This is a genomic window from Streptomyces sp. bgisy130 (genome assembly GCF_057708345.1).
Window position 1 is genome coordinate 18,210 of the sequence record NZ_JBYISA010000024.1, and the last position, 24,199, is coordinate 42,408.

Annotated in this window: 21 protein-coding genes; 8 read left to right on the top strand and 13 right to left on the bottom strand. The window is 73.4% G+C overall.

The features are described from left to right. Position 1 precedes the first annotated feature (1 nt). Both AC3EUV_RS26465 and pulA read left to right on the top strand, forming a co-directional pair. Complete coding sequence (locus tag AC3EUV_RS26465) at positions 2 to 526, top strand: phosphotransferase (protein ID WP_435604030.1); 525 nt, start codon at positions 2 to 4, stop codon at positions 524 to 526. A gap of 176 nt (positions 527 to 702) precedes the next feature. Beyond that, the gene (gene pulA, locus AC3EUV_RS26470) at positions 703 to 3,351 is read left to right on the top strand and encodes a pullulanase-type alpha-1,6-glucosidase (RefSeq protein ID WP_435604031.1); all 2,649 of its coding nucleotides are present in this window, start codon (positions 703 to 705) and stop codon (positions 3,349 to 3,351) included. Here the strand turns inward: pulA and AC3EUV_RS26475 are convergent. Both AC3EUV_RS26475 and AC3EUV_RS26480 read right to left on the bottom strand, forming a co-directional pair. Continuing rightward, a complete protein-coding gene (locus AC3EUV_RS26475; protein ID WP_432146641.1) occupies positions 3,342 to 5,489 on the bottom strand; it encodes an NACHT domain-containing protein in 2,148 nt (715 codons plus the stop codon). The two genes, pulA and AC3EUV_RS26475, sit on opposite strands and share 10 nt — an antisense overlap. 56 nt (positions 5,490 to 5,545) lie before the next feature. Beyond that, positions 5,546 to 6,328 (bottom strand): DUF6801 domain-containing protein, encoded by a 783-nt coding sequence (locus tag AC3EUV_RS26480; protein WP_435604032.1) that lies wholly within the window; start codon positions 6,326 to 6,328, stop codon positions 5,546 to 5,548. 605 nt (positions 6,329 to 6,933) lie between these two features. On the opposite strand from AC3EUV_RS26480, the gene AC3EUV_RS26485 reads away from it, so the two are divergent. Continuing rightward, on the top strand, positions 6,934 to 7,812 hold the full coding sequence (locus AC3EUV_RS26485) for a helix-turn-helix domain-containing protein (RefSeq protein ID WP_432146630.1): 879 nt from the start codon (positions 6,934 to 6,936) through the stop codon (positions 7,810 to 7,812). A 147-nt stretch (positions 7,813 to 7,959) separates the two neighbouring features. Then, positions 7,960 to 8,868: a PE-PPE domain-containing protein gene (locus AC3EUV_RS26490; protein WP_432146629.1), complete on the top strand. Its 909-nt coding sequence runs from the start codon at positions 7,960 to 7,962 to the stop codon at positions 8,866 to 8,868. A 4-nt stretch (positions 8,869 to 8,872) separates the two neighbouring features. Here AC3EUV_RS26490 and AC3EUV_RS26495 read toward each other — a convergent pair whose 3' ends face one another. From AC3EUV_RS26495 to AC3EUV_RS26520, 6 genes are all read right to left on the bottom strand, one after another. After that, positions 8,873 to 9,535, bottom strand: coding sequence for a TetR/AcrR family transcriptional regulator (locus tag AC3EUV_RS26495; protein ID WP_435604033.1), 663 nt, complete (start codon positions 9,533 to 9,535; stop codon positions 8,873 to 8,875). Positions 9,536 to 9,580: 45 nt separating this feature from the next. Next, positions 9,581 to 10,099, bottom strand: a complete 519-nt coding sequence (locus AC3EUV_RS26500; RefSeq protein WP_432146627.1) for a GNAT family N-acetyltransferase — start codon at positions 10,097 to 10,099, stop codon at positions 9,581 to 9,583. A gap of 136 nt (positions 10,100 to 10,235) precedes the next feature. Continuing rightward, the gene (locus AC3EUV_RS26505; RefSeq protein WP_432146626.1) at positions 10,236 to 10,922 is read right to left on the bottom strand and encodes a TetR/AcrR family transcriptional regulator; all 687 of its coding nucleotides are present in this window, start codon (positions 10,920 to 10,922) and stop codon (positions 10,236 to 10,238) included. A gap of 47 nt (positions 10,923 to 10,969) precedes the next feature. Continuing rightward, positions 10,970 to 12,055, bottom strand: a complete 1,086-nt coding sequence (locus AC3EUV_RS26510) for a PDR/VanB family oxidoreductase (RefSeq protein WP_432146625.1) — start codon at positions 12,053 to 12,055, stop codon at positions 10,970 to 10,972. A gap of 1 nt (position 12,056) precedes the next feature. Continuing rightward, positions 12,057 to 12,971 (bottom strand): metal-dependent hydrolase, encoded by a 915-nt coding sequence (locus AC3EUV_RS26515; protein ID WP_432146624.1) that lies wholly within the window; start codon positions 12,969 to 12,971, stop codon positions 12,057 to 12,059. A 54-nt stretch (positions 12,972 to 13,025) separates the two neighbouring features. Continuing rightward, positions 13,026 to 13,661, bottom strand: a complete 636-nt coding sequence (locus AC3EUV_RS26520) for a TetR/AcrR family transcriptional regulator (protein ID WP_432146623.1) — start codon at positions 13,659 to 13,661, stop codon at positions 13,026 to 13,028. 105 nt (positions 13,662 to 13,766) lie between these two features. On the opposite strand from AC3EUV_RS26520, the gene AC3EUV_RS26525 reads away from it, so the two are divergent. Further along, entirely contained in the window at positions 13,767 to 14,189 is a 423-nt protein-coding gene (locus AC3EUV_RS26525; protein WP_432146622.1) for a DUF4345 domain-containing protein, read from the top strand. Between the two features lie 64 nt (positions 14,190 to 14,253). On the opposite strand, the gene AC3EUV_RS26530 is transcribed toward AC3EUV_RS26525, so the two are convergent. The 3 genes from AC3EUV_RS26530 to AC3EUV_RS26540 all read right to left on the bottom strand — a co-directional run bounded on the left by AC3EUV_RS26530 (position 14,254) and on the right by AC3EUV_RS26540 (position 19,786). Further along, complete coding sequence (locus AC3EUV_RS26530) at positions 14,254 to 16,233, bottom strand: hypothetical protein (RefSeq protein WP_432146621.1); 1,980 nt, start codon at positions 16,231 to 16,233, stop codon at positions 14,254 to 14,256. 98 nt (positions 16,234 to 16,331) lie between these two features. Then, positions 16,332 to 16,562 carry a DUF397 domain-containing protein gene (locus AC3EUV_RS26535; RefSeq protein WP_432146620.1) on the bottom strand — a complete coding sequence of 77 codons (231 nt, stop codon included), beginning with the start codon at positions 16,560 to 16,562 and terminating at the stop codon, positions 16,332 to 16,334. A gap of 50 nt (positions 16,563 to 16,612) precedes the next feature. Next, positions 16,613 to 19,786, bottom strand: a complete 3,174-nt coding sequence (locus AC3EUV_RS26540) for an alpha-N-acetylglucosaminidase (protein WP_435604034.1) — start codon at positions 19,784 to 19,786, stop codon at positions 16,613 to 16,615. A 430-nt stretch (positions 19,787 to 20,216) separates the two neighbouring features. Here AC3EUV_RS26540 and AC3EUV_RS26545 point away from each other — a divergent pair, with 430 nt between their 5' ends. From AC3EUV_RS26545 to AC3EUV_RS26555, 3 genes are read left to right on the top strand one after another with little or no spacing between them, the layout of a single operon-like run. After that, positions 20,217 to 21,008 (top strand): GNAT family N-acetyltransferase, encoded by a 792-nt coding sequence (locus AC3EUV_RS26545; protein ID WP_432146618.1) that lies wholly within the window; start codon positions 20,217 to 20,219, stop codon positions 21,006 to 21,008. Next, positions 21,005 to 21,889 carry a lysophospholipid acyltransferase family protein gene (locus AC3EUV_RS26550; protein WP_435604035.1) on the top strand — a complete coding sequence of 295 codons (885 nt, stop codon included), beginning with the start codon at positions 21,005 to 21,007 and terminating at the stop codon, positions 21,887 to 21,889. The genes AC3EUV_RS26545 and AC3EUV_RS26550 overlap by 4 nt, the downstream gene beginning before the upstream one ends. Continuing rightward, complete coding sequence (locus AC3EUV_RS26555) at positions 21,882 to 22,589, top strand: DedA family protein (RefSeq protein ID WP_432146616.1); 708 nt, start codon at positions 21,882 to 21,884, stop codon at positions 22,587 to 22,589. Before AC3EUV_RS26550 ends, AC3EUV_RS26555 begins: the two co-directional genes overlap by 8 nt. A gap of 7 nt (positions 22,590 to 22,596) precedes the next feature. Here AC3EUV_RS26555 and AC3EUV_RS26560 read toward each other — a convergent pair whose 3' ends face one another. Both AC3EUV_RS26560 and AC3EUV_RS26565 read right to left on the bottom strand, forming a co-directional pair. Then, entirely contained in the window at positions 22,597 to 23,232 is a 636-nt protein-coding gene (locus tag AC3EUV_RS26560; protein WP_435604036.1) for a winged helix-turn-helix domain-containing protein, read from the bottom strand. A gap of 214 nt (positions 23,233 to 23,446) precedes the next feature. Next, positions 23,447 to 24,178 carry a rhomboid-like protein gene (locus AC3EUV_RS26565; protein WP_435604037.1) on the bottom strand — a complete coding sequence of 244 codons (732 nt, stop codon included), beginning with the start codon at positions 24,176 to 24,178 and terminating at the stop codon, positions 23,447 to 23,449. Between the last annotated feature and the right edge of the window lie 21 nt (positions 24,179 to 24,199).

Sequence of the window (24,199 nt, forward strand, 5' to 3'; positions counted from 1 at the left end):
GGTGGCCACATATACCAAGCTGGACGAGATCGACCTGCCCGCCGTGTCCGAGCGCTATGGGCTCCGGGACTCGCAGCTGGAACCCCTCAAGGGCGGTGCAGCGAATTCCAGCTTCCACCTGTCGAGTGCTTCCGGCGACTTCACGCTGACCATCCTCGACAATCACGACCTCGTCAGCGCCCAGCGTCTGGCGACGCACACGCAGGCCGTGTATCGACTGGGCGTACCGACCACCGAGGTTGTCCCCGACCTTGACGGAGCGCTGATCACCACTTTCGACGGCCGCCCGGTAGTCCTGAAGAAGTGGATCACAGGGGAGGTGCTTCAGCCCCTTCCGATTCCCCTGCTGCCCGAGGCGGGGCGCATCCTTGCGCAACTGCACTCCCTGGCACCGGAGTCGGAAGGGCTCGCCGACCTTCCCGTCGGCACGCGCCGCCTTTCGCCCGAGCAACTGGATGCCATTCCGCATTTCGCCGACAACGAGCTGCATTTGATCCTTCGTGAGCCGCTGTCGGCCGGTGGGTGAGCTGACCGGAGAAGTGGACGATCTCCTGGACACCGGTCCGGCCATCCGGGCGCGTAGGGCCCGCGTCAGGGCGGGTCTCCGGTTGGCCGGACCGGCTACTGCGGGAACGTAACACCCTTGCAATGTCTTGCGTAAGGTCTTGCAACGGGGAATCGGCGCGGATAGAACCATGACCCATGTCCTCCTCCACCCGCCGGTTCCGCCGGCGTCTGGCCGCCGCGGTCGCCCTGGTCCTCGGTACGGCGACCCTGCTGGTCTCGTCCCCGCAGCAACCGGCGCAGGCGGCGCCGCCCCCTCCGGACAAAGCTCTGGCCCAGTGGATCGACCGTGACACCGTCGTCTGGAAGGGCGCGGAACGCAGCGCCGCCCAGCTGGAGTTCGGTGCGCACGGCGCTCGCATACGGCTGACGCCGGGCAGCCTCTCGCCGTCCGAGCGGGCCGCCTATCCGCATCTGACGGGGTACCCGGCCTTCACCGTCGATCCCCGCGACCGCCATCTGGCCGGTACCGCGCTGCGCGGGAAGCTCCTGGCCGCCCAGCGCGCGGCGGACGGGCGGCGCACCACCACCGGCGTCCAGATACCCGGCGTGCTGGACGACCTCTATGGGGCCCGTGCCCAACATGCCGCGCTGGGGCCGGTGTTCGGCCGCGACGGCCGGCCCACCCTCGCCGTCTGGGCGCCCACCGCCCGCACCGTCGCCCTGGAACTAGACGGCCGTACGGTCCCGATGCGACGCGATGACCGCAGCGGCGTCTGGCGTGTCCAGGGGCAGCGGGACTGGGCCGGGAAGCCCTACCGCTATCTCGTGACGGTCTTTGCGCCCGCTGTCGGGAAGACCGTCACCAACAAGGTCACCGACCCCTACTCGACCGCCCTGACCACCGATTCGGCCCGCAGCCTCGTCACCGACCTCGATGACCCGCGGCTCGCCCCGGACGGATGGTCACGGCTGGCGAAGCCCGCCGCGGTGCCGCTGCGCCGGGCCCGCATCCAGGAGCTCCAGATCCGCGACTTCTCCGTCGAGGACCGCACCTCCCGCCACCCGGGGCAGTACCTCGCCTTCACCGACCGGCGCTCGGACGGGATGCGGCAGCTGCGCTCCCTCGCCCGGTCCGGCACCTCCTACGTCCATCTGCTGCCCGCCTTCGACTTCGCCACCGCACCCGAGCGGCGCGCCGACCAGGCCCGTCCCGGCTGCGACCTCGCCTCGTACGCCCCCGACTCCGACCGCCAGCAGGACTGCGTGACCAAGACCGCCGGCCGCGACGCCTACAACTGGGGCTATGACCCGCTGCACTACACCGTCCCGGAGGGGTCCTACGCGTCCGACCCGGGCGGGACGGCCCGGACCGTGGAGTTCCGGCGGATGGTCCAGGGGCTCAACGGGGCCGGGCTGCGTACCGTCATGGACGTCGTCTACAACCACACCGCCGCGAGCGGCCAGGACCCGCGCTCCGTCCTGGACCGCATCGTCCCCGGCTACTACCAACGGCTGCTCGACGACGGCGGGGTGGCCACCTCCACCTGCTGCTCCGGCACCGCGCCCGAGCACACCATGATGGGCAAGCTCGTCGTCGACTCGGTCGTCACCTGGGCCAGGGAGTACAAGGTCGACGGCTTCCGCTTCGACCTCATGGGGCACCACCCCAAGGCCAACATCCTCGCCGTCAGGAAGGCGCTCGACGCGCTGACCCCGCGGAAGGACGGCGTCGACGGCAAGAAGATCGTCCTCTACGGCGAGGGCTGGAACTTCGGCGAGGCCGCGAACGACGCCCGCTTCGTCCAGGCAACCCAGCGGAACATGGCCGGCACCGGCATCGCCACCTTCAACGACCGGGCCCGGGACGCGGTACGCGGCGGCGGCCCCTTCGATGCCGACCCCCGCGTCCAGGGCTTCGCCTCGGGCCTGTACACCGACCCCAACTCCTCGCCCGCCAACGGCACTCCGGCCGAACAGCGCGCCCGGCTCCTCCACCACCAGGACCTCCTCAAGGTCGGCCTTACCGGCAACCTCGCCGACTACGCCTTCACCGACACCACCGGCCACCGCGTCACGGGCTCCCAGGTCGACTACAACGGCGCCCCGGCCGGCTACGCCGCCGCCCCCGGTGACGCGCTCGCCTACGCCGACGCCCACGACAACGAAACCCTCTACGACGCCCTCGCCTACAAACTCCCGCCGCACACCCGCCCCGCCGACCGCGCCCGTATGCAGGTCCTGGCCCTCGCCACCGCGGCCCTCTCCCAAGGCCCCGCGCTCTCCCAGGCGGGCTCCGACCTCCTGCGCTCCAAGTCCCTGGACCGCAACTCCTTCGACAGCGGCGACTGGTTCAACGCCCTGCACTGGAACTGCGCCGACGGCAACGGCTTCGGCCGCGGTCTGCCCCCGGCCGCCGACAACAAGGACAAGTGGCCCTACGCCCGGCCCCTGCTGGCCGACCCCGCGCTCCGGCCCGGCTGCACCACGATCCGCGGGGCCTCCGCCGCCTACCGCGACCTGCTCCGTATCCACGCCACCGAACCGGCCTTCGGCCTGTCCAGCACTGCCGCGGTCCAGTCGCAGCTCTCCTTCCCCCTCTCCGGCAAGGACGAGACCCCCGGCGTCCTCACCATGCGGCTCGGCAACCTCGTGGTCGTCCTCAACGCCACTCCGGACCGGCGGCACCAGACCGTCCGCGACCTGGCGGGCCGGCACTACGCCCTGCACCCCGTCCAGGCCCACGGCGCCGACCGCACCACCGCCACCGCGTTCTACGCACCCGCGTCGGGCACCTTCACGGTTCCGGCCCGCACGGTGGCGGTCTTCCGCCAGGGTCAGCAGTAGTCGGGTGGTTCGGCCGGGCGGGCGTGGATCTGGCCGCGGGTGAGGAAGTCCTGGAGCTCGCGGTGGCGGAACTGGTAGGCGATCCCGGCGGTGCGCGTCAGACCCGCCTCGCAGCACCAGTCGAGGAAACGGCCGAGGCGCCAGGGCAGTGGCTGGTGGGACCACCAGCGGCGGGTGCAGAGCAGGAAGGCGGTGTAGCGGACACCCGCGGCGCCGAGGGCCGGTCCGGCGCCGGTCCTGAACAGGGGGCCGAACGCACGCCAGGGCCTGAACAGCACGTCGAGCGCGCCCCGGAAACCGCATCTGAACAGGCGGTTGTAGAGGAGCGCGAGCACCCGCCCGCCGCCGAGACCGAACAGCAGCATGTAGATGAGGACGGCCCCGAGCGAGAGTACGGGGCCCAGGGCGAACCAATAGAAGGGGACGAACGCGAGCCCGACGACGAGGCCGGTCGCGAACCCGGTGACGAGGTCGTCCCGCACCATGCCGCGCGGCGACGCGTTTCCGTGCGGCTTGCGCACTTCGGGCGCGTCCGAGAGCACGCCCGCCAGCCCGGATCCCACCATCGCGCCACCGGCGAGCCCTACCAGCAATCCGTAGACGAGCCCGATCACCGGCCCGACGACATTCCCGATGTAGAGCACGACGATGAGCCCTCCCCAGAAGAGCCCACCCACCAGCCCGTTCACGAGCTGGTGTCGTCCCGCAGGGGTTTTGGCGGTGACTCGTTCCAGCCGGGACGGCATGGGCCAGGGCGGGATTCCGGCGAGAAGACTGCCCGCCACCAGGAGCGTCACATTCGTTGCGTACACGTGCCAGGTATCGAGCAGGGCGGCAGACAGGTCAGCAAGGGCCCACAGCACGCTGGTCAGCAGGACGTGGACGGTGCGGGCGCGGCGCCGGCCGGTGAGCGGCCACAGTTCATGGAGTACGAGATCGGTGCCCGAGAGACGCCGGCCGGCCACCTCGCGGGCGCTGGTGGTGTTGGCGTGCAGGTAGCCGGCGAGGACCGTCAGCCAGGTGCGTACCTGCAGCCGGGTGTAGGGCGCCCTTGTGCCGCCGGTCGGGGAAGCGGCAAGGATGAACAGATGCAGCAGGTGGTCCCGGATCTGCTCGGGGGTCCGGAGGGTGGGCTGGAGGAGATCCGCGGGATCACGGGCCCAGCTGCCGTCGCCGTGACGTTCGTCGTAGACGGCGAGGGCCAGGGTCAGCCGCCAGGGTGTGGACAGGCCCCGGGCCAGTGGACCGGCCGGGGCGGCGTGGAGTGCGTTCAGGACGGGTTCCCAGCGGGCCGGCTTGCGGGCGCGAGCGGTGACGAACGCCTCGGTCGCGGCCAGGCTTACGGGGGCGATGTCGATACGGGAGGCGTCCTCGGCCCACATGTCCGCACCTTCGAGCGCGACGTAGGGGGCGCTGCGGCAGGTGAGGACGAGCTGGCCCTTGGTGGTGCCATGGACGTAGCGGTTCATGGCCTCCAGAGCGGCTGCGGCGCGGGAGTCGCGCCCGGGAGTCCTACTGGCGTCCATTTCGTCGAGCCCGTCGAGCACGGGGAGGATCAGCCGGGCGGCGACCAAGGCGGCTGCCGCGGTGGGGCGTAGCCGGTAGGCACGGGTGAGGTGGTCGGCGAGCCAGTCGTCGAGCGTGTTCCGGTGGGGGTCGAAGGTGGACAACGACAGGCGTACGGGAACGGGGCCGCCCAGCGTGCGGTCGGCGAGGAGCAGCAGTATGAGGTGGAGGGCGAGCACGGTCTTGCCGGCTCCGGGTGCGCCGGTGATGACGAGGCGGCCGGGCCGGAGCGCCTGGTAGTAGGCGGCGACTTCTTTCAACGTGCCGTGGGGTGCTGCGCCGGTGCCGTGGTGGGCCGGGGAGGGCAGGAAGGTGAACTCGACGTTGATGGTGCGGTCGCTGTCGCCGAGGAGTCTCTGCCGGGCTTCCTCCTCGCGTTTCCGGACGTCGACGGCGAGGCGGTCGGCGAGTCCGGCGGTGTCGGTGTCCTGCCATGCCTGCGAGAGCGTTGCCTGGTGCAGCCCCGCTACCGCCAGCATCAGGCTGACCAGCCCGACCGCCAGCCCGCCCGGGTCCACCTCCCCGGTGCCCGCCCGGACGGCTATGGTGACCGCCACCCCCACGGTCACCACCGTCAACGCCAGCCACCCCCACCGCGTGTGACGTGCCGTGGCAGGGTTCGCCCCGGTCACCTGCTGCGTGCGCGGAAGCGGAAGGCGGCGGCCACAGCAAGGGTGCCCAGGACAACACCTCCCGCAGCCAGCGCGATCAGACTCGTGGTGCCCCGGCTGCCGGTCGTCGCCAGGTTGCCGGAGGGGCCGGCCGAGCCCTCCGTGGTCGCGCCCGCCTTCGCACCTCCGCTCGGGTTCTGCGACCCAGTGGTACCGGAGGTGGCCGTACCAGCCGTACCACCCGTCCCGGACGGGTCCGGGCCGGCCGTCGTCCCCGCCCCAGCGATGCCGAGCGACGCCACGACGTCGTTCTGCCGGGGATCCAGCGTGCACGGCACATCGAGCTTGACCGTCATGACGCCGCTCGCGGTGACATGCGCCATGAGGTCACCGATGGTGATTTTCGCCCTGCCCGGCCGGCTGAAGGTGCGGCTCGGCGCGGCGCCGGTCGCCTTGACCACGAACGGTCCGGACGCCGGGACGCTGGTCCTGCCCACGTAAAACGGCACACTGAGATTGGTGTCGCCCTCCGGCGCTTTCACCCGGACCTTCGCTTCCACGGTGCCCTGGATGCTCTTGATGCCGGCCTTGCGCAGCCCTTTCGCGTCAGCCGCGCTCACCGGCACCGCCGCACGGATGGCGAATTTCGGGGTGGGCCTGCCGACCGCGGCCGACGTCGGGACATCCGAGTCGATCTTCACCGTGCCCGGCCGGTCGTGGGCCGCCAGAACCGAGCAGGTGTAGCGGAGTTTGAGCGATAACGGGTCGGCGGCCGCCGGCCCGGCTCCGAAAACTCCCACGCTTGCGCCCGCAACCCCTGCCGCCATCGCCAGTCCCCAGGCTCTACGGGCCACGGGACCGCTCGGGACGGCACGGGATGTCCTGTGCTGCGCACGCAGGTTCTGGATCAGCTTGTCGCTTGCCATCTTGATCCTCGGTCAAGTACGTGGGTCTCTGGACAAGGCCCACGGGTTCGTCCACCAGGCGGGGCGGTTGCGGGGCCCGTCCCACCTCAGCCGGCGGGGACCCGCCTTGCCCTGGCGCACAGCGGGTCCGTGACCGATCGTAGGGCCGGATCGTGCGCCGCGAATTGCCCGCGCGCGTAAGGAAATTGTCACAGTGCGCAACAGACAGGTCAGCGCACCCGTATGCGCATCGATCCGCCTATGGCGCGCGCTGCCCGGACTGCACCACCCTTCACTACAATGCGCGGCACCACCCGGGGGGTCTCCTGCCGTGCGCGCGAGAACCGACTCTGGACAGGCACGCTGTGAGAAGGCCGCGGTGAAGGGTGTCTTCGATGGCCTTGGGAACCTACGTTGTGGATTCGTGGACAACCCGGGACGTGACGTCGGGTGAGCGCACCGACCTCTGGGCCGAGCGCGTGACGTCGTATCAAACCCGGATGAGCTACAGGTACCCGCACACCGACGACTTTCCTGCGGGCACGATCCGCCAGTGCACCGACACCTATCAGCTCGTCCAGTGGTGGTCGGACACGATCAAGTACACCCGGACCGCGGGCCAGGTGCGGCACGACCCGGACGAGGACTACCGCTTGCTGTTACCGGTCGCCGGAGAGCTGCTGCTGCGGCAGGACGACCAGGAGCTACGGCTGGTGCCGGAGACCGGGTGCCTGCTCACGTTCGCCGCACCGTTCGAGATCCTCCAGGACGACTCCATGCGGGCGTTCATCCTGTCGATCCCCGCTCAGGAGGTGAACGGGCGACTGAACCGGTCCTCGCCGCTCGCCACCGGCCTCGACCTGACCCGCGGCCTGGGCCGGGTGGTGGGCGACATGCTGACCGGCCTGCACGAGGAGCGCGACACTCTCACCAGCGGCCAGTTCGACGCGGTGTCGGACCGGCTGGTCGAGCTGCTGTGCATGCTCGTCGCAGGCGACGACCGTCCCACCGCACCGGGCCATCTGGCCGAGGTGGAGACGGCGGTCCGCCGGTACATCCGCGAGCACGCGACCGACCCCGACCTGACCGGCGCCACCATGGCGCGGGCGCTGGGCTGGTCGCTGCGCCAGGTGCAGCTGGCCCTGAAGCAGGCCGGGACGACCCCCCGCGAGCTGATCCGCGAGGAGCGGCTGCGGTTGGTACGGGACCGGCTGCGGGCCCCCGCGTACCGGCACATGACGATCACCGAGCTGGCGTACGCCTCGGGCTTCTCCTCCTCAAGCGCGCTCAGCACCGCATTCCGGCAGCGCTTCGGGGTGTGCCCCCGCGAGATGCGGCACGCGGCCCCCCGGTCCACCGGCGACCCGCGCCGCAGCTGATTGACGTTCCCAGCCCTCCGGTCCAACCGGCCCGCGGCCAGACTTTCACGAACACCTCTGTTCGCAGAACCTCTCTCGACGCTACCTTTGGCGTCGCACGGGGCCGGAACTCCCGTTCCCCCCAAGCCGATTCGAGACGAGGTGCACATGCGAAGGGCACGATCGTTACTCGCGATACTTGTCGCGCTGCCCATCCTGGGGCTGAGCACACCGCAGGCCGTGGCGGCCGCCCCACCGGCGCAGACCCGGGCCGACTGCCCGAACACGATGATCTTCGAGGTCGGGGGTCACCTCGATGGCGATGCCACGGTCTACGACCGCAGCAACGCCGCGCTCCCCGAAGGCGTTTCGTTCACCAAAATCCACTACTCGGCGTCCATCGCCCCCTACCCCGGCGACACCAAGACGCTGGACGACTCCGTGGCCGAGGGCATCGCCACGCTCGACGCGGCCGTCAAGACCTTCCACGGCGCATGCTCCGCCGGCCACGTGACCATCGCCGGCTACTCGCAGGGCGCGATCGTCGCCGGCGATGAGCTGGCCGCCCTCTCCCGCAGCGACGCCGTCCCGCACGACCAGATCAACGGCGTGCTCTACGGCGATCCCCGGCGGCCCGGTGTGGACGGCGGCCCGGGCGGCATCGAAACGAACCTGCCGACGATCCTGCCGGGCATGACCATGAACGGACCGCGCGGCTTCGGCGACCTGACGGTCAAGGAGATCTGCAACACCAACGACGGCATCTGCCACTCCGAGAACGTGATCACGAACCTGGCGTGCTTCGCCAACGGCGTGGTCGGCTACTTCACCGGCGACCACGGCTACGACATCAACCCGCACGCCGTCTCGGGCGGCGGCGACCAGCTGCACCGCCAGACGCCGAAGGTCCCGCTCTGCGGCCCCGGGCTACAGATCCCGCACAAGACGCCGCACGCACTGTTCGACAGCGACCGCACAGCGGCCCGGCAGCAGATGGCCGGATACCGCATGATGGTCCTGCCGCTGCTGCCCGCCGGTCTACGGGACCAACTGGCGCGCTTCCCCTGGCTCCCCTAGCCGTTCAGCCAAGGAGCCGTACCGCAAGCCGGACGAGCGGATCCTCCAGTCCGCGCAGGCCCTTCAGGTCGTCCGCGACCAGGTGCGCGGTCACCAGCTGCGCGGCGGCCGCGACCAGGGCTTCGCAGCCGAAGCTCCGCTCGTCCGCACCGTCCTCGTCCTCCACCTGGAAGATCTCGGCGAGGGCGCCTGCAAACCATCGCTGCCACTCCATGCGGATGGCCATCGCCGCAGGCCCGGCGGCGTACACCTCCACGAGGAACAGCCGGGCAAAGGCGGACTGTTCGGTGAGGGTCCGCAGATAGAGGTGCAGCAGTCGGCGGAAGGTTTCCTCCGGAGGCACCGGCCCGGTTGCCTCCGGAGAGCCGGCCGCCGACTGCCGCGCGGCCTCCAGCAGGCCCGCCAGCTGCTTCGTGGCGGCGTCCAGAGCCTGGACGAAGCAGTCCTCCTTGGAACGGAACTGCTGGTAGAACGTCTCCCGCGACACCCCGGCGCGCCGGATGATCTCGGCAACCGAGGTCCCCACGTACCCCTTGTCCTTCATCGCCTCGGCGGTGGCGGTCAGCATGCGCAGCCGCTGCGAGGTCACCACCTCTTCACGGCTGAGATGGTGCCGGCCGCTGGGCAGCGGCCCGGGCCGGGCAGCATTGCGCCGGGACTCAGCCACTCTTCCCTCCACAGATCGGATCGGGCTCAAGGATCCAGGGACGCCTCAGGCGCCCAGCCGCTTTTCGAGAAGGGTGACGGCGTACGGGCTGCCGCCGTTGCCCTCCTTGGACTGCTCCCCGGCGACGGTGTAACCGGCGCCCTCGTAATAGGTCCGCAGCCGCGGGTTGGACGAGACACAGTCCAGCCGGGCCCACGCCCGCCCCGCCCCCGCTATCCGCTGCTCGGCATGCGCCAGCAGCGCCCGTCCCGTCCCGGCCGGTGCGTGCCGACGGTCCACCATCAGCCGGTGCACATAGCCCGCCTCCGGCGGCTGCGGCCCCCACGCGGGCTCGTCCTCCCACCACAACTCGAAGGCACCCACCCGCCGCCCGCCGACCTCCGCCAGCCAGACCTCCCCGTCCTTCTGCCGCAGCCGGAAGTGTTCCTCGTCTTTGTCGCCGGGCTTCCACTGGTCGATCCCGCTTTCTTGCATCCAGCGGGCGGCCCTGTCGTATAGCTCGACCAGGGCGGTGAAGTCGTCGTCTTCGCCCGCGCCGACGAGCCTGAAGGTGATGTCTCCCATGCGGTTGATTTTCCTCCTACGTTTCCGGCTTTCCCGCCGTGGGGGTTGTTCGTCGTTGCGCCTGCGGCGGGCGGGGTCCGCTGCCAGGCGAAAGAACGAGGTCCCACACGGCGGGACAGCCGAAAACGCGGGAAGGCTAAGTGAAACGCCCTAGGCGAGACACAAGATCCGCGAACATCCCATCCTCCGGCTCCGCGGCCAGTATGCGGCGGACCACGACGGCCATCTGGCCGTCGTACGCCGCACTCACCGCCGCCAGCGCAGCGAAATCGTGGACGAGCTGGCGTTCCAGTTCGGCGCGTGGGACGCGGCGGCCGTCCAGCCACAGGAGTGCGGTGGTTTCGGCGAGGGAGACCCAGGAGCGGACCACCAACTCCAGCCGTGGGGCGGGGTCGGGGATGCCGAGGTGGGACAGGATCTGTTCGTAGGCGGCCTGGCGGACGCCGTCGATCATCGCGCCGGTGCGGGTGGAGCCGATGGCCGGGCCGCCGCGCATCAGGGCGGAGAAGCCGGGGCCGTGCTCGGCCACGAAGTCGAAGAAGCGCTCCATGACCCGCAACAGCCGGGCGCCGAGCGGGCCTTCGTGCGGTTCCACGAAGCGGGCGGTGAGTTCCTCGGCGGCCCGGCGCAGCGCGGCCTCGTACAGCTGCTGTTTGCCGGGGAAGTAGTGGTAGACGAGCGGCCGGGAGATACCGGCCGCCTCGGCGACCTCGTCGATCGAGACATCTTCCGGGGAACGGTGGCTGAAGAGGTCGAGCGCGACAGCGATCAGCTGCTCACGCCGCTCCTCGACGCCCATTCTCCGTCGCGTCCCGGTCGTCATGCGGCCACCCTAACGACCTGGGGCGCGGCACGGAATCGCCGGTCTCATCACAGATCGAGCACAAGACGTCCACCGCGTGCCCGGGAGACGCAGAGCAGCAGGGAGTCCGCGCGTTCGGCGTCTGTCAGCAGGTCATCGCGGTGGTCCACCTCTCCGGACAGCACCCGTTGCCGGCAGGTGCCGCAGAATCCGCGCTCGCAGGAGTACGGCAGATCGGGCAGCGCCTGGTCGCGGATCGCCCGCAGCGCACTGGTGTCCGCGGGGACGGTGACCGTGCGGCCGGTGCGGCGCAGCTCGACCTCGAACGGCGCGTTGCCGGTGGGCGGGACGGGGGCGGCGGGTGTGAACCGCTCGGTGTGCAGGGTCAGTCCCTCGGTCACGGCGGGCAGGAGCGCCGCGACGGCGTCCATCAGGGGCTCGGGGCCGCAGCAGTAGACGGCCGCCCCCGGTGGCGCGGCGGCGAGTTCCGCCGCCAGATCGGGGCGCCCGTCCTCGTCCTCGGCGACCACCTTCAGCCGGCCGTCGCCGGGGCCCGCCAGCTCGCCGAGCTCCGCCAGGAACGGCATCGAGGCCCGCGAACGCCCGCAGTACAGCAGCCGCCACGGCACCCCGGCCCGCTCGGCCTGCCGCACCATCGGCAGGAGGGGGGTGATGCCGATGCCGCCCGCGAGGAAGACGTAGGCGGGAGCGTCCCGGAGGGGGAAGCGGTTTCGGGGGCCGCGGACCTCGACGAGCGTCCCCTCGTGCAGCCGCTCGTGCACCTCGCGTGAGCCGCCGCGGCCGTCCTCGATCAGCCGGGCGGCGAGGGTGTACGCACCGGGCGTCGCGGGGTCGCCGCACAGCGAGTACTGGCGTACGGCCCCCGAGGGCAGCACCAGGTCGAGGTGCGCGCCGGGCTCCCAGTCCGGCAGCCCCTCGCCCGCCAGGCGCAGCCGGACCACGCCCTCGGCCTCCGCCGTACGCTCCACCACCTGCAACTGCCGCGTCCCGGGCGCCTGCTGGCCCTGCCCGGAGATGGGGTGTTCCAGCGCGGGCAGGGGCCACAGGGGGGAGGTCTGGATCCGGCGGCGCAGCGCCCGCCGGGCGGCCAGGGCGCCCGCGGCGATCAGCACGACGGTGCGGACCCGGGGCATCTCAGGCACCTCCGGCGGTACGGGCGTCGGCCGCGGTCGCGGCGGGGGAGGCGGCCAGATAGGCCATGGCCTGCTCGGTGCTGCCGTAGTGGGAGGGGTGGTAGGTGCGGCTCAGGTACTGCGGGATGGAGCGGGCCATGGCCCCGGTCGTCGGCAGCACGCCCCGCCGCCCGGCGCGGACGAACTCCCGTACGCTCGCCCTCCCGTCGGTCAGCGACGGGTCGTTCGCCAGGAAGAAGCGGGTGCCGCGCTGCCACAGGAAGACCAGCGCGGTGAAGGCCGTGGCCCAGGTGCGGACCCGCCGCCGGTAGCCGCCGTCGAGGTGGACGAAGAGGTCGAAGGCCACCGAGCGGTGCTCGACCTCCTCCGCGCCGTGCCAGCGCAGCAGATCCAGCATCGTCGGGTCGGCGCCCTTGGCGTCCAGCGCGCGGGCGTTGAGCACCCAGTCGCCCAGGAAGGCGGTGTAGTGCTCGATGGCGGCGATCAGGGCGACCCGCTCCAGCAGCCACCACCGCCGGGGGCGGCCGGGCGGCAGGGTGCGGTCGCCGAGCAGCTTCTCGAAGAGCCAGTCGACCTGCGCGGTGTACGGGGCCGGGTCCAGCCCCTGCGCCTTGAGGTGCGGCAGCACCTCGTCGTGCGCCTGCGAGTGCATCGCCTCCTGGCCGATGAACCCGATGACGTCCGCCCGCAGCCGGGGGTCGCGGAGGTGCGGCAGCACCTGCTTGTAGACGTGCACGAACCAGCGTTCGCCGGCCGGCAGCAGCAGATGCAGCACATTGATGGTGTGGGTGCTGAACGGATCGCCCGGTATCCAGTGCAGCGGGGTGTCCGCCCAGTCGAAGGCGACGTTGCGGGCCTTCAGCGGGGGGTGCTCGGACGCGGCCGGCTGGGGCCGCAACGGGGCCGTATTAGACATGGCGTCAATGTACTGGGGGGTAAGGAATGCCGATACCCCTCGGGCGGCGAAAGGTCAGGGGGTTGCCTGCGGGTCCGCGGGGGGCTCCTCCTCGCCGGTCAGCAGGCGGTCGAGATCCGTCACCGGGCGCAGCGCTCCCAGGAGCGCGCCCACGCACATCTCGCGCAACTCGGTGCGGCTGAAGGTCTGATGCGTCAGCCACTCCACGCAGAGCGTGCGGACGAACACCAGCCAGCTCATCAGGACCGCCGGCACCAGCTCGCCGGGCCCGGCGCCGAGGCCGGTGGAGTCGAGCAGCCGGCGGCGCAGCTCGGCCAGCTCGTCGGTGATGACGGTCTGGATCACCGGGTCGCCGGCGAGCACCCGGTTCGCCGCGAGCACGGTGTGGCGGTTGGCGGCGAAGTAGTCGATATGGGCGTCGAGTCCGGCGCGCAGCTGCTCGTGCACGGGGCGGGCCGGATCGAGTTCCGTACGGGTCAGCAGCCGGTCCGCGGCCTGCTGGTAGACCGCGGCGAACAGGTCGCGCTTGTTCGGGAAGTAGCGGTACAGCAGGGCGCGGGAGACGCCGGCCCGTTCGGCGACCTCCTCCATGAACACCTCGTCGTACGGCTTCGCCGCGAAAAGCTGTGCTCCGGTGTCGAGCAGCTGGCTGCGGCGCTCGGCGGGGTCGAGTCGGCGGCGTGTGGTCATGGTCCCGAGGTTACTTGACACCTGTCTACTACCGGCCGTACGTTCCCATTAATAGACAGGCGTCTACCAGCGGGCATCTGCGGACGGGGAAAGGGTGGCCGGGGCATGGCCGGACTTCTCAAGTGGCTGGCGCTGGCGATGGGGGCCGCCTGTGTGGCGATCGGCGCGTTCCACTTCGCCCTCGGCATCGACTCGGTACCGGGAGAAGGCGCGGCGGGTGCCACCGTCGACAGCCGGGAGCGCTTCTACGGGGCCGTCTTCCTCGGCTACGGCCTCGCCTGGATCCGGACGGCCCGGCGCTCACCGATCCCTGCCACGGCGGTGCGGTGGCTGGCCGGCATCTTCCTGCTCGGCGGCCTCGGCCGGCTGCTGTCCCTGGCCGTCTATGGGCCGCCCCAGTGGTTCCAGCTCGCCCTGACGGCCCTCGAACTCGCCCTGCCGCCGCTCTACTTCTGGCTGGCGGCCGCCGATGAGCGAGCGGCAGCGGCCCGGCCTTCGCCACGGCGGGCGGAACGCGTGCTTCCGTAGGCCGGTCCGGTCCCCAGGCCGGTCCGGTCCCTGGGACACCCGCCGGGCGACGGCCGGACGTCCGCTAGCCGAGCGCCTCGATCCGCCCGCCGTCCGTCAGCCTGCCGGTCAGTTCCGCGCGGTCGCCCGCCTTCGCCGGGACCGCCAGCAGGCGGCCGGTCGTCCGGCCGGAGACGCCGCCGGTGGCCCGGACCGAGGCGACCTGGGTGCTGCCCGCGGCCAGCAGCCACCAGCGTTTGTCGGCGGCCTTCCACAGGACCCCGGCCAGGGCCCGCGGGGCACGGGGGCCGCAGGCGGTGCCGCCCTCGGCGCGTGCCGCGATCGTGCCCGGTGTGTACGGCTTGCCGGCCGGCGTGGGTGTCTGGATCTGTGCCATCGTGCGGCTGCCCGGGCCGCGCCAGGTCTCGGCGCGGGTGCACAGCCAGGCGGCGGTTCCGGCTCCTCCGGGCAGCGGCTGCCGGGCGAACTCCCAGGCGTTGACCGTACGGACCCCCTGGCCGCGGGCCACGGCCAGCTGGCAGGCCGTGCGGGCCCAGGCCGTCCGGGCCTTCGGGGAGGTCACGTCGCCCGGCTTGCGCGGGCTGCCGTACGTCAGGCGGGCGGGGACCAGTTCACCGAGATCGGTCAGCAGCCGGCCGCCCGTCCGCAGCGCCGGCCAGGTCGTGCACTGCCCGGTGGGCTGCGCCGTGGGCACCGGATCGGTCACCCCGCCCGCGCCGACCGCCACCGGCTGGTCCACCGCCTCCGGCTTGACCAGATCGACCAGCCGCGCCGCCTTCACCCAAGGGGCGGTCAGAAAGCGCACATTGCCCTGGGTGCGGCTCACCACCAGCGCGGTCGCCGAAGCCGCCGCCGCGCCGTCCGTCCGCGCGAAGTCCAGCGCCGCGCCGGTGCCGTCGCCCTGCCCCTCGCCGTCCGCCGCCTCCGCATAGCGCACCACCCGCAGCCCGTCGTGGAGGAGCACCACCACGGCATGGTTCACCACCCCCGCGAACAGCAGCTGGGCCGGACCGGCCGCCGGACCGGCCGGGGTGCCGGGGGTCGCCGAGACCTGGACCCCGGCCCCGGGCCTGGCCCATACGGCCAGCGCCCGCCGCAGCAGCGCCCGGTCGTGGATCCGGTCGCCGCGGGCGGGCCAGGCCGCGAAGTCCTGCCGGGCCGCGTGCTTCCAGGCGGTCGCGGAGGACACCGTCAGCTTGCCCGGGTCCAGGGCCGCCTCGGCCGCGGCGTTCTGCGCGTACGGCGGGGCGGCGGCGCCGTCCGGGCCCCAGCCCTCGCCCGGCAGCCCCAGCAGCGCCCCGCATACCAGCACGGCCGCGCCCGCCGCCAGCACCGCCCGGCCGTGCTGCCGCCGCCGGATCAGATCCGTCGGCCTGGCCTGAAGCGCACAGGGGTCGAACTCCGCAGACTCCAGCAGCGAACGGTCCCGGCTGCCGGCCGGGGTCGTGGCCCGCTCCGCCTCCTCCAGCGCCTCCCGGGGGTGCGCCACCCCGGCCGCCTCCAGCACCCGGCGGGTCTCCGGCGCGCTCAGCCGCTCCAGATCGCGCAGCACGAACGCCGCCCGGCCCGGCCCGGACAGCGCCGACAGCGCCTGGTCCAGCGCCAGTTCGTCGGCGCCCCCGGAGCGCGGGAAGAGCCGCAGGCCCCACACCTGGGGGAGCAGCGGCGGCAGCGGCAGCCACCGGCGGGTCCGGCCGCCGGCCAGGGCGGCCCGCAGGACCCGCAGCCGGACGAAGGCGTAGCCGGGGTCGATCGCCGCGTCCGCGCCGGTGCGCGGGGCGGGCAGGCCGGCCCCGCGGGTGGAGCTGCGCTGGCGCGGCAGGGTCCGCTGCACCACACCGTGGGCGGCCAGCACCCGCCGGCTGCGGCCCGGGCCGGACGGCAGGACGAGGTAGGCCAGCCGGACCAGCCGGGGGTAGTGCTCGACCAGCGCCGCCTCGGCCTGCTCGACGTCGATGACGTCACCGAAGTCCTCAAGGCTGCCGGGGGAGGTGCGTTCCGGGCGCCGGGGTGTCGCCTGCTGCTGTTTCTGCTGCTGCTTCACGTTCCGTGAAACGAGTGAATCCTGTGATGGTCACCGGCCCTCCCCGCACCCCGGGGGGCGCCGGGAGGGCCGGTGACGGGCCGCCGGGACCGGCGGCTTCAGGGCTGGAGGTCGAACTCGCCGTCCCGTGCGCCGAGGACGAAGGCGCGCCACTCCGCCTCGGTGTAGCGCAGGACCACCTCGGGGTCCGTGGAGTTGCGCATGGCCACCGCGCCCCGCTCCAGGAAGGCGATCTCCACGGCCTCCTCGGCGTCGCCGGGGGCGCGCTGCCAGGTGGCGTCGGAGATGTCGAGGGCGTAGAGCCACTCCTTCTCAGCTGCGGCACTCATACCGTGATCCCCTCGCTCGTGGTGCGTTCCCGGGTCAGCGTACGCGGCGCTCAGGCGAGCTTCCAGCGGCGGAATACGGCCGTCCCGCCGTCCCCGGAGGCCGAGTTGGCGGCGGACTGGTGCAGCCCGGTGTCCTGCCGGGCGGCGGCGCCGGGTACGGCGACGGTGGCGAGGTCACGCCAGGCCGTGCCGCCGTCGGTGGAGCAGGCGCCGGTGTAGCTGCCGGAGTTGCCGCTGTCCGTGCCGCGGGTCAGCCGGAGCAGTACGGGGGCGGTGATGCCGGTGAGCCGCCGGTAGGTGTCCAGGGTGCCGTCGCCGTTGGCGTCGTAGGACAGCACCACGCCGTTGGCGGGCGTCACCGACAGGTTGAGGAAGCCGGCGGCGTCCGGGGTGCCCGGGGCGGCGGCGGTGAGGCGGTTGCGGACGATGATGCCGGCGCGGGCCCAGGGGCCGGTCGGGTCCTGCGCGGTCACCTCGACGGTGACCGAGCCGCCCGCCGCGAGGGCGTCCGGCCGGTAGAGCGCGCCGAACTCCGCGGTGGTCTTCCACAGGTCCGCGCCCCCGCCATGGATGGCGAAACGGTCCGCCAACTGGCCGAAAACCGCCGCATTGGTGGTGACCGTCCGCAGCCCCGGGTCCAGCGGCCCGGCCACGAACAGCGTGCCGTGCCGCGGCGTACGGACCCGCGGTGCGCCCTGTGGGCCGTAGTCGACGGTGAGGTCGTAGGGGAGCGGGTGAAGCGGGGCCTCCAGGGGGCCGGCCGGGGCGGTGACCCGCCAGTGGGCGCGGCCGGTGCCGCCGGGCGGGACCGAGGGGAGCGACACCGGGCCCGAGGCGGTGGCGTCGACGCCGGTCAGGGCGAAGTCCACCCGGCCGGTCGCCCGCAGACCGTTGACGTTGCGCAGCGCCGCGGTGACCGTGGCCCGGCCGCCGGGCGGCAGCGCGGGCGGGTCGGCGGTGACCGTGACGGTGCCCTGGTAGGGGGCCTTCGCGAGGGTGTCGTGGACCCGCCGCGCGGTGCGGTAGGCGTCGGTCGTCGGGCGCAGCGGATGGCGGGTGCGGGCGCGGGTCCAGGGCTCTTCCATGGCGTACCAGTCGAAGGTCTTCGGCGGCCGGTCCGCCGCCAGGGCGTCCGCGAGCTCGTCCAAGTACGCCTGCCACTGCGGGAGATGGACCTCGCCGATCAGGCCGTGCCAGTCGCGGTTGGCGTAGTTGGCGAGCGAGCCGCCGTCGGCGGTGGGCCGGTCCGCCCAGGTGGTGATCAGCGCCCGGGCACTGTGTTCCAGCCGCGCCTCCTCCTCGGCGCCGGTCGCCATCGCGCGGGCGTCCGCCAGCCACGGCCCCAGCAGGAACTGCCGGTGGGCGCCGGTGACCTCGTCGCTGAGCCGCATCAGCCGGAGCCAGAGTTCGGACAGCGCCCGGAAGGCGTCCCGGTCCTTGCGCCGGTAGGCGTCCTGGAGCTGCCCGATCAGCTGCCAGGACCGGTTGGCCAGCGCCTGCCGGGCGGCGTCCGTCAGATCGTGGCGGTAGGCGTCGCTGCCGCGCAGCGCGGGGCGGACCGTGAGCAGCGCGGCGAACGCGGTGTCGAAGGCCGCCGGGTCGAAGGCGGGGGTGTGCGTGGCGTAGACCGTGCCGGAGCGGGCGGCGAGGTGCGGACGGGCGGCGAAGACCGAGTCGTGCGGGCGGCCGTCCTTGCTGGAGATCGCGTACGTGCTGGTACGCAGCGCGGCGAACGCGGCACGGGCGTGCGCGTCGCGGGCGCCGTAGCGGAGGTCGGCATAGCCGTCGAACCATGCGGTGCGGTCCACCGGCCGCTCCCGCCAGGCCAGTTCGCCGAACAGCTCGCACGCGGCCGGGTCGCGCTCGGCGGCCTCCGGCATGTACGCGGTGCCGACGAGCCGGCTGCCCGGCTTGTCGCGCCAGGCGGTGAAGCGCTCGGCCCAGATGTGGGTCTTGGCGCCGAGGGTGGTGCGGCCGCCGAAGTTGGGGATGGAGCCGAAGGCGTACGGCACCCCGCCCCAGTCCCGCTCCCGGTCGGTGACCGTGTCCAGGTCGCTGAGGCCGTCCACGATCAGCATCCGGTCGTGGTCGACGGCGTCCAGCAGATCGCGCCGCGGGTTGTCCTGCCAGCCCAGGATCACCCAGGTCGCCCCGGGGCGGGCGGTGCGCAGCGCCTTCTCGACCGCGCGGGCGGCGTCCGGCACCGGTACGTCACCGGGGTCGCCGCCCTCGTGCAGCAGATCCATCTTGAAGTGGTCTGCGGGGCCCAGGAGTTGCTGCTGATGGCGGTAGAAGGCGGCGGCGACGGCGGCGAAGACGCCGGTACGCGGATCGAGCCAGTCGGGGCGCTTGAGGCCCGACCAGGTGCCCTGGGGGACGGTCCGGGCGCCGGGGTTGCGGGCGGCGAAACCGTCCGGGACGGTGCCGAAGTAGCCGGGGAGGACCGGGTGCATGCCCAGCTCGCGCAGCCGATCGGTGATCCGGCGCCCCAACTCGGCGCGCTTGGCGATCAGTTCCGGGCTGGTGGGGCCGCCGTAGCCGCTCATGTTCTGGAGCAGCCACCACGGCTGGTGCGAGGGCGCCGGGAGCCAGCCGCGGGCCTCGGCGTCGGAGTAGCCGAAGCCGGTCAGCAGCCGGTGGTAGACGGCCTCGGTGCCCGGGGTGACCAGCACCTCGTTCACCCCGCGCAGCGCCAGTGCGTCGATCAGCCGCTCCCAGCGCGGCCAGTCCGCGTACGGGGCGGTGTAGCCGTCGTGGGTGTCATTGAGGGCGAACCGGTGCGGCAGCGGGGTCGCCCGCTCGACGGGGCCGTCCGGGGCGGGCAGCCGGCCGGGCAGCGCCACCTGGTCGCCGGCCCACGACAGATGGGCCCGGCAGGTGTACTTGAGATACCAGTTGACGCCGGTCAGCACCGTCGCGGGAGTGGTCCCGGCGACCGTGATACGGCCCGTACGGCCCTTGATCCGGAAGCGGTCGCCGGCGCCGTCGCGGGCGAGCGGCAGCAGCGTGAACTGGTCGGCGTGGCCGGGCAGCAGCCGCCGCAGCGCGGCCCGGGCCGGTGCGGTGTCGTCCACGGGTGCTTCCTCCTGGCGCCGGGCGGGTGGCGCCCCGGCGGAGGCGGCAGCGGGGGTGGCGGCAGCGGGGGCGGTGGCGCCGCCCAGCGCCGCCCCGGCGCCGATCGCTCCGGCGGTTCCCAGCAGTGCGCGTCGTGACGGTCGGCTCACGTGTGCCCCCAGTGCTCGGTGCTCACAACAGTCCCGTGCGGAGGGCACGCTAACGGTCGGCCCGCCGCGGTCCAAGTAGGCCGTCGGCCCGCCCCCACGACGATCAGAGCCGGTGACATCACGGCCGGCACGAACCGCGTGACCGAGACCCCGGCTCCACGTCCGGCCCGAGCCCCGGGCCCCGGGTCGCGGCGACCAGTGTTCTGCGGACCCTCACCCGTTCGCTCCCTGGGCTTCACGCGCCCGGCCGTCGGACCCGGGAACAGTCTTCCGCGTAGAGAAGGGCCAGGTCATGGGGTTATGCCCCGGCCGGGGCGTACCCGGCACCACCGCGGAGCGGCGCACCGTCCGCCTCGCACGGCCCCACCGGCCCCGCTGTCCCCACCACCCGCCGACTCACCAGCCTCCCCCCTCCCCAAGGAGAGCTCTCATGAGCATGGCACCGGCCGCGTCCGCCGCCGTCCCCCGCACCGCTCCCGCTCCCGCACCGGCGGCCGCCCCCGCCGAGCCCGGCTACACCGCGGAGATCGCCGACACCCGCGCACAGATCCGTGCCGCACAACGCCTGCGCTACCAGGTCTTCGCCGAGGAGATGGGCGCGACCCTGCACTCCCCGCTGGCCGGCCATGACATCGACGCCGTCGACGACCTCACCGACCACCTCATCGTCACCCACGACGCCACCGGCGAGGTCGTCGGCACCTACCGGCTGCTGCCGCCCGGCCGCAGCCCGCGGCTGTACTCCGACGGCGAGTTCGACCTCGGCGCGCTGGCCGACCTGCGCTCCTCCCTCATCGAGGCCGGCCGCTCCTGTGTGCACCCCGACCACCGCAACGGCGCGGTCATGACCCAGATGTGGGCCGCCCTCGCCCGCTACACCCTGCTCTCCGGCCACCGCTACCTCGCCGGCTGCGCCTCCGTCCCGCTCGCCGACGGCGGCACCGCCGCCGCCCACGCCTGGGAGCTGGGCCGGACCCGCTACGCCGCACCGCCCGAGCTCCAGGTCACCCCGCACCACCCCTGGCACACCACCCTCCCCGTCCCCGAGCGCCCCGCCCTCGCCCAGCTGCCGCCGCTGCTCCGCGGCTATCTGCGCATCGGCGCCGTCATCTGCGGCGCGCCCGCCCACGACCCCGAGTTCGAGGTCGCCGACTTCTTCGTCGTCCTGGACATGGAGCGGCTGGGCGACCGCTACCGGCGCTACTTCCTGGGGGAACGGTGAACGGCCCCTGGGACGTCCACTCCGACTGCACCCCGGACTGCGCCGCGCACGCCCTGCCACGGGTACCGGCGACCCGGATCGCCCGGCGCGGCGCCGCGTTCGCCCGCACCGTGCGGCGGGCGCTGACCGACGGCGAGCGGATGGCCGAGCCGGGCCGGCTGCGGACCCACGCCCGCGGGCTGCTCGACGCGCTGGACATCCGGGTCGACGGCGTGGCCCCGCTCGCCGCCGGGGGCGGCACCGGCACCCTCGTCGTCGTCAACCACATCTCCTGGCTCGACATCCTCGCCCTGCTCGCCGTCGAACCGGTCACCCTGCTCGCCAAGCGCGAGGTCGGCGGCTGGCCGGTGGTCGGCGGCCTGGCCCGCCGGGCCGGTACGCACTTCATCGACCGCACCCACCCCCGCCGGCTGCCGCACACCGTGCGGGAGGTGTCCGAACTGCTCGCCGCCGGACGGTCGGTGGCGGTCTTCCCGCAGGCCACCACCTGGTGCACCGCCGAGGCGGGCACCTTCCGCCGGGCCACCTTCCAGGCCGCCATCGACGCGGGCGCGCCGGTCCGTCCGGTGACGCTGGACTACCGCCAGCAGGGTCTGCCCAGCACGGTCGCCGCGTTCTGCGGGGAGGACACCTTCGCGGGCTCGCTGCGCCGGGTGCTCGCCGCCCGGGCCCTGACCGTAGGTGTCACCGCGCATCCGGTGCTGTGGCCGCTCGACGCGGGCCTGGACCGGCGGGAGCTGGCGGCGCGGGCGGCCCGGGCCGCGCTGGGCGGGCGCCCGGTGACGGCGGCGACGGGCGGCGCGGCCCGGCCGGCCGGGTCCCTCCGGCCCGCCGTTCCGGTGCCGCATGCCCCGCCGCGGGACACCCCGGCCCATGTTTGAGCAGCTGGACCAGCTCACCGCGGCCCTTCAGGGCATGCTGGGCTCGCCCTGGCTGTGGCTGGTCGTGTTCCTGGTGTCCGGCCTGGACGCGCTGCTGCCGTTCATGCCGAGCGAGACCACGGTCGTCCTGGTCGCCGTGCTCATCGGCCCCGACCCGGCGCTGCTCGCCCTGCTGGCGGGCGTCGCGACGGCCGGGGCGCTGGCGGGGGACTGTCTGGGCTACGCCGTGGGACGGTACGCGGGCCCGCGCGCGAGCGCCCGCCTGCTGCGCGGTGAGCGCGGCCGGGCCCGGCACCTGCGGGCCCGCGACCGGGTCGAACGGCACGCCGCGCTGCTCATCATCGCCGGCCGCTTCCTGCCCGGTGGCCGGGTGATCGCCGCCCTGTCCACCGGGAGCGTCCGCTTCCCGCTGCGCCGCTTCGTGGCGCTGGACGCGGTGGGCGCGGGCCTCTGGGCGGTGTCCAGCGCGGCGCTCGGCGGGCTGGGCGGTGCGGCGCTCACCGACTCCCCGGCCAAGGGCGTGCTGCTGGTCTCCGGCAGCGGGCTGGTGGCGGCGGTCGGCGTGGCCTGCTGGCACCGGTGGGGCGGCCCGGCGGACCGGGACGAGCCGCAGCCGGGCGGTCCCGGCGCGGGCGCGGCACCCGGCCGGGAGGGGGAGCGGATCCCCGCCCGGCCGGGCCTGCGACAGGAGGGCGTCTGACCCGGCCTCAGATGCTCGGCACGTACTTGTAGCCGACCCGCCGCACCGTCACGATCGACGACCGGTGCGCGGCGCCCAGCTTGCGGCGCAGCCGGGCGACATGGACATCGACGGTGCGGCCGTCGCCGACGTGCCCGTAGCCCCACACCGTGGTCACCAGCTGGTCGCGGGTGTGCACCCGGTGCGGATGCGCCACCAGATGGGCCAGCAGCTCGAATTCGAGGTAGGTAAGGTCCAGCGGCCGGCCCTGGACCTGTGCGGTGCGCCGTTCGGGGTCGATCCACACGCTCGCGTCACCGGTCGCCTCGGGCGCCTCGGGCGCCTCGGGCGCGGCGGCCGGCGGTGCGGCGGTGGCGGCGGCCTGTTCGGCCGGTACGAGGACGAGATAGCCGACCATCGGCGGGCGGCCGGGCAGCGCGGGCAGGCTGTGCTGGGGCGCCGGCAGCCAGGTCGCGCCGGAGTTCAGCAGCTCGGCGACCGACACGGCGCTGGGGTGCGGAGCCCCGTCGGCGGGGGCGGTGGCGGGCGGATGGGCCTCGTCGGGGGTCACGGCGCGCAGCCGGTGACGGTGGGCGTGCGCCGCGGAGGCGGCGGGAAGCGGAGCGGTCGCGGAACCGGCGGTCAGGGTACGGAGGTTCGTCATCAGGAGTCAGCTCTTTCGCGCAGCGGGGCGTCGGGGACGTCATGCGCGCGGGCAGGGCGGTGGACGCCGGTCAGCGGCGTCGGAGAGGCGTGTGCGGGCCCGCGCTCAGTGCGCGCGGCAACACAGACGGTCGAAGGCGTGCGCCTGCCGGGACGGCCAGAACGGCTCCAGGTCGCTGCGACCTGTCGCGGTGTCGGTGAGGCTGGCCATGGCCCTATTGAACCAGACGGTCGGTGATCTGTCCCCGGTGCGGAGCGCCCGGTGACGGGATTCCGCCGCGCATCCCCGCCCCCATCGCCACCCCGAGCGCCAGGGCCGCCAGATGCCCGGCGTCGGTGAACGTGCGGCTCCGGCGCAGCACGGGAGCGGTCGCCAGCGCCAGTAGTCCGCCGGTGGCCGCCGCCCGGATGCCGCGGTGCGGGACGGTGGCGGCGAGGGCGCCCACCGTGGCGTTGAAGCCGTAGCTGGCTCCGACGTCGATGGCCTGTGTCGTGGGGTCCGGCGGGGTGTCCCCCGTGGGCCCGTGGGCGGGACGGCCGTGCTCCTGTGCCCGCAGGCCCGCGTAGACCAGCAGGCTGGCCCCGATGTGACCGGCCATGAACACCCCCGCCGCCCGCCCGGTGCCCCAGCGCGCCTCGGCCGTACCGAGGGCGGCGAGCAGCGCGGCGCCGTACGGCAGCGGCAGCGGATGTTCGACGAACGCCGCGCTGGTGACCAGCGTCCGCCAGCGCCCGGCCCGCAGGTTGGCGACATTGGTGGAGTGCGCGCGCAGCAGCTCCGTGCGCCGCCGGGCGGGCAGCCGGGCGGTGGCGTGGGCACCGAGCTGTACGCCGCCGATATACAGCGGCGTGGCCCAGGGCACGGCGGTGCGCCGGAGGCGGGTCAGCATCTCGGGCCGGCGGGGTCCGGTCCGGGCCGGTCCGGTCCCGGCGTTGATCGTCAGCATGCCCACAGCGTGCCAGCAGCC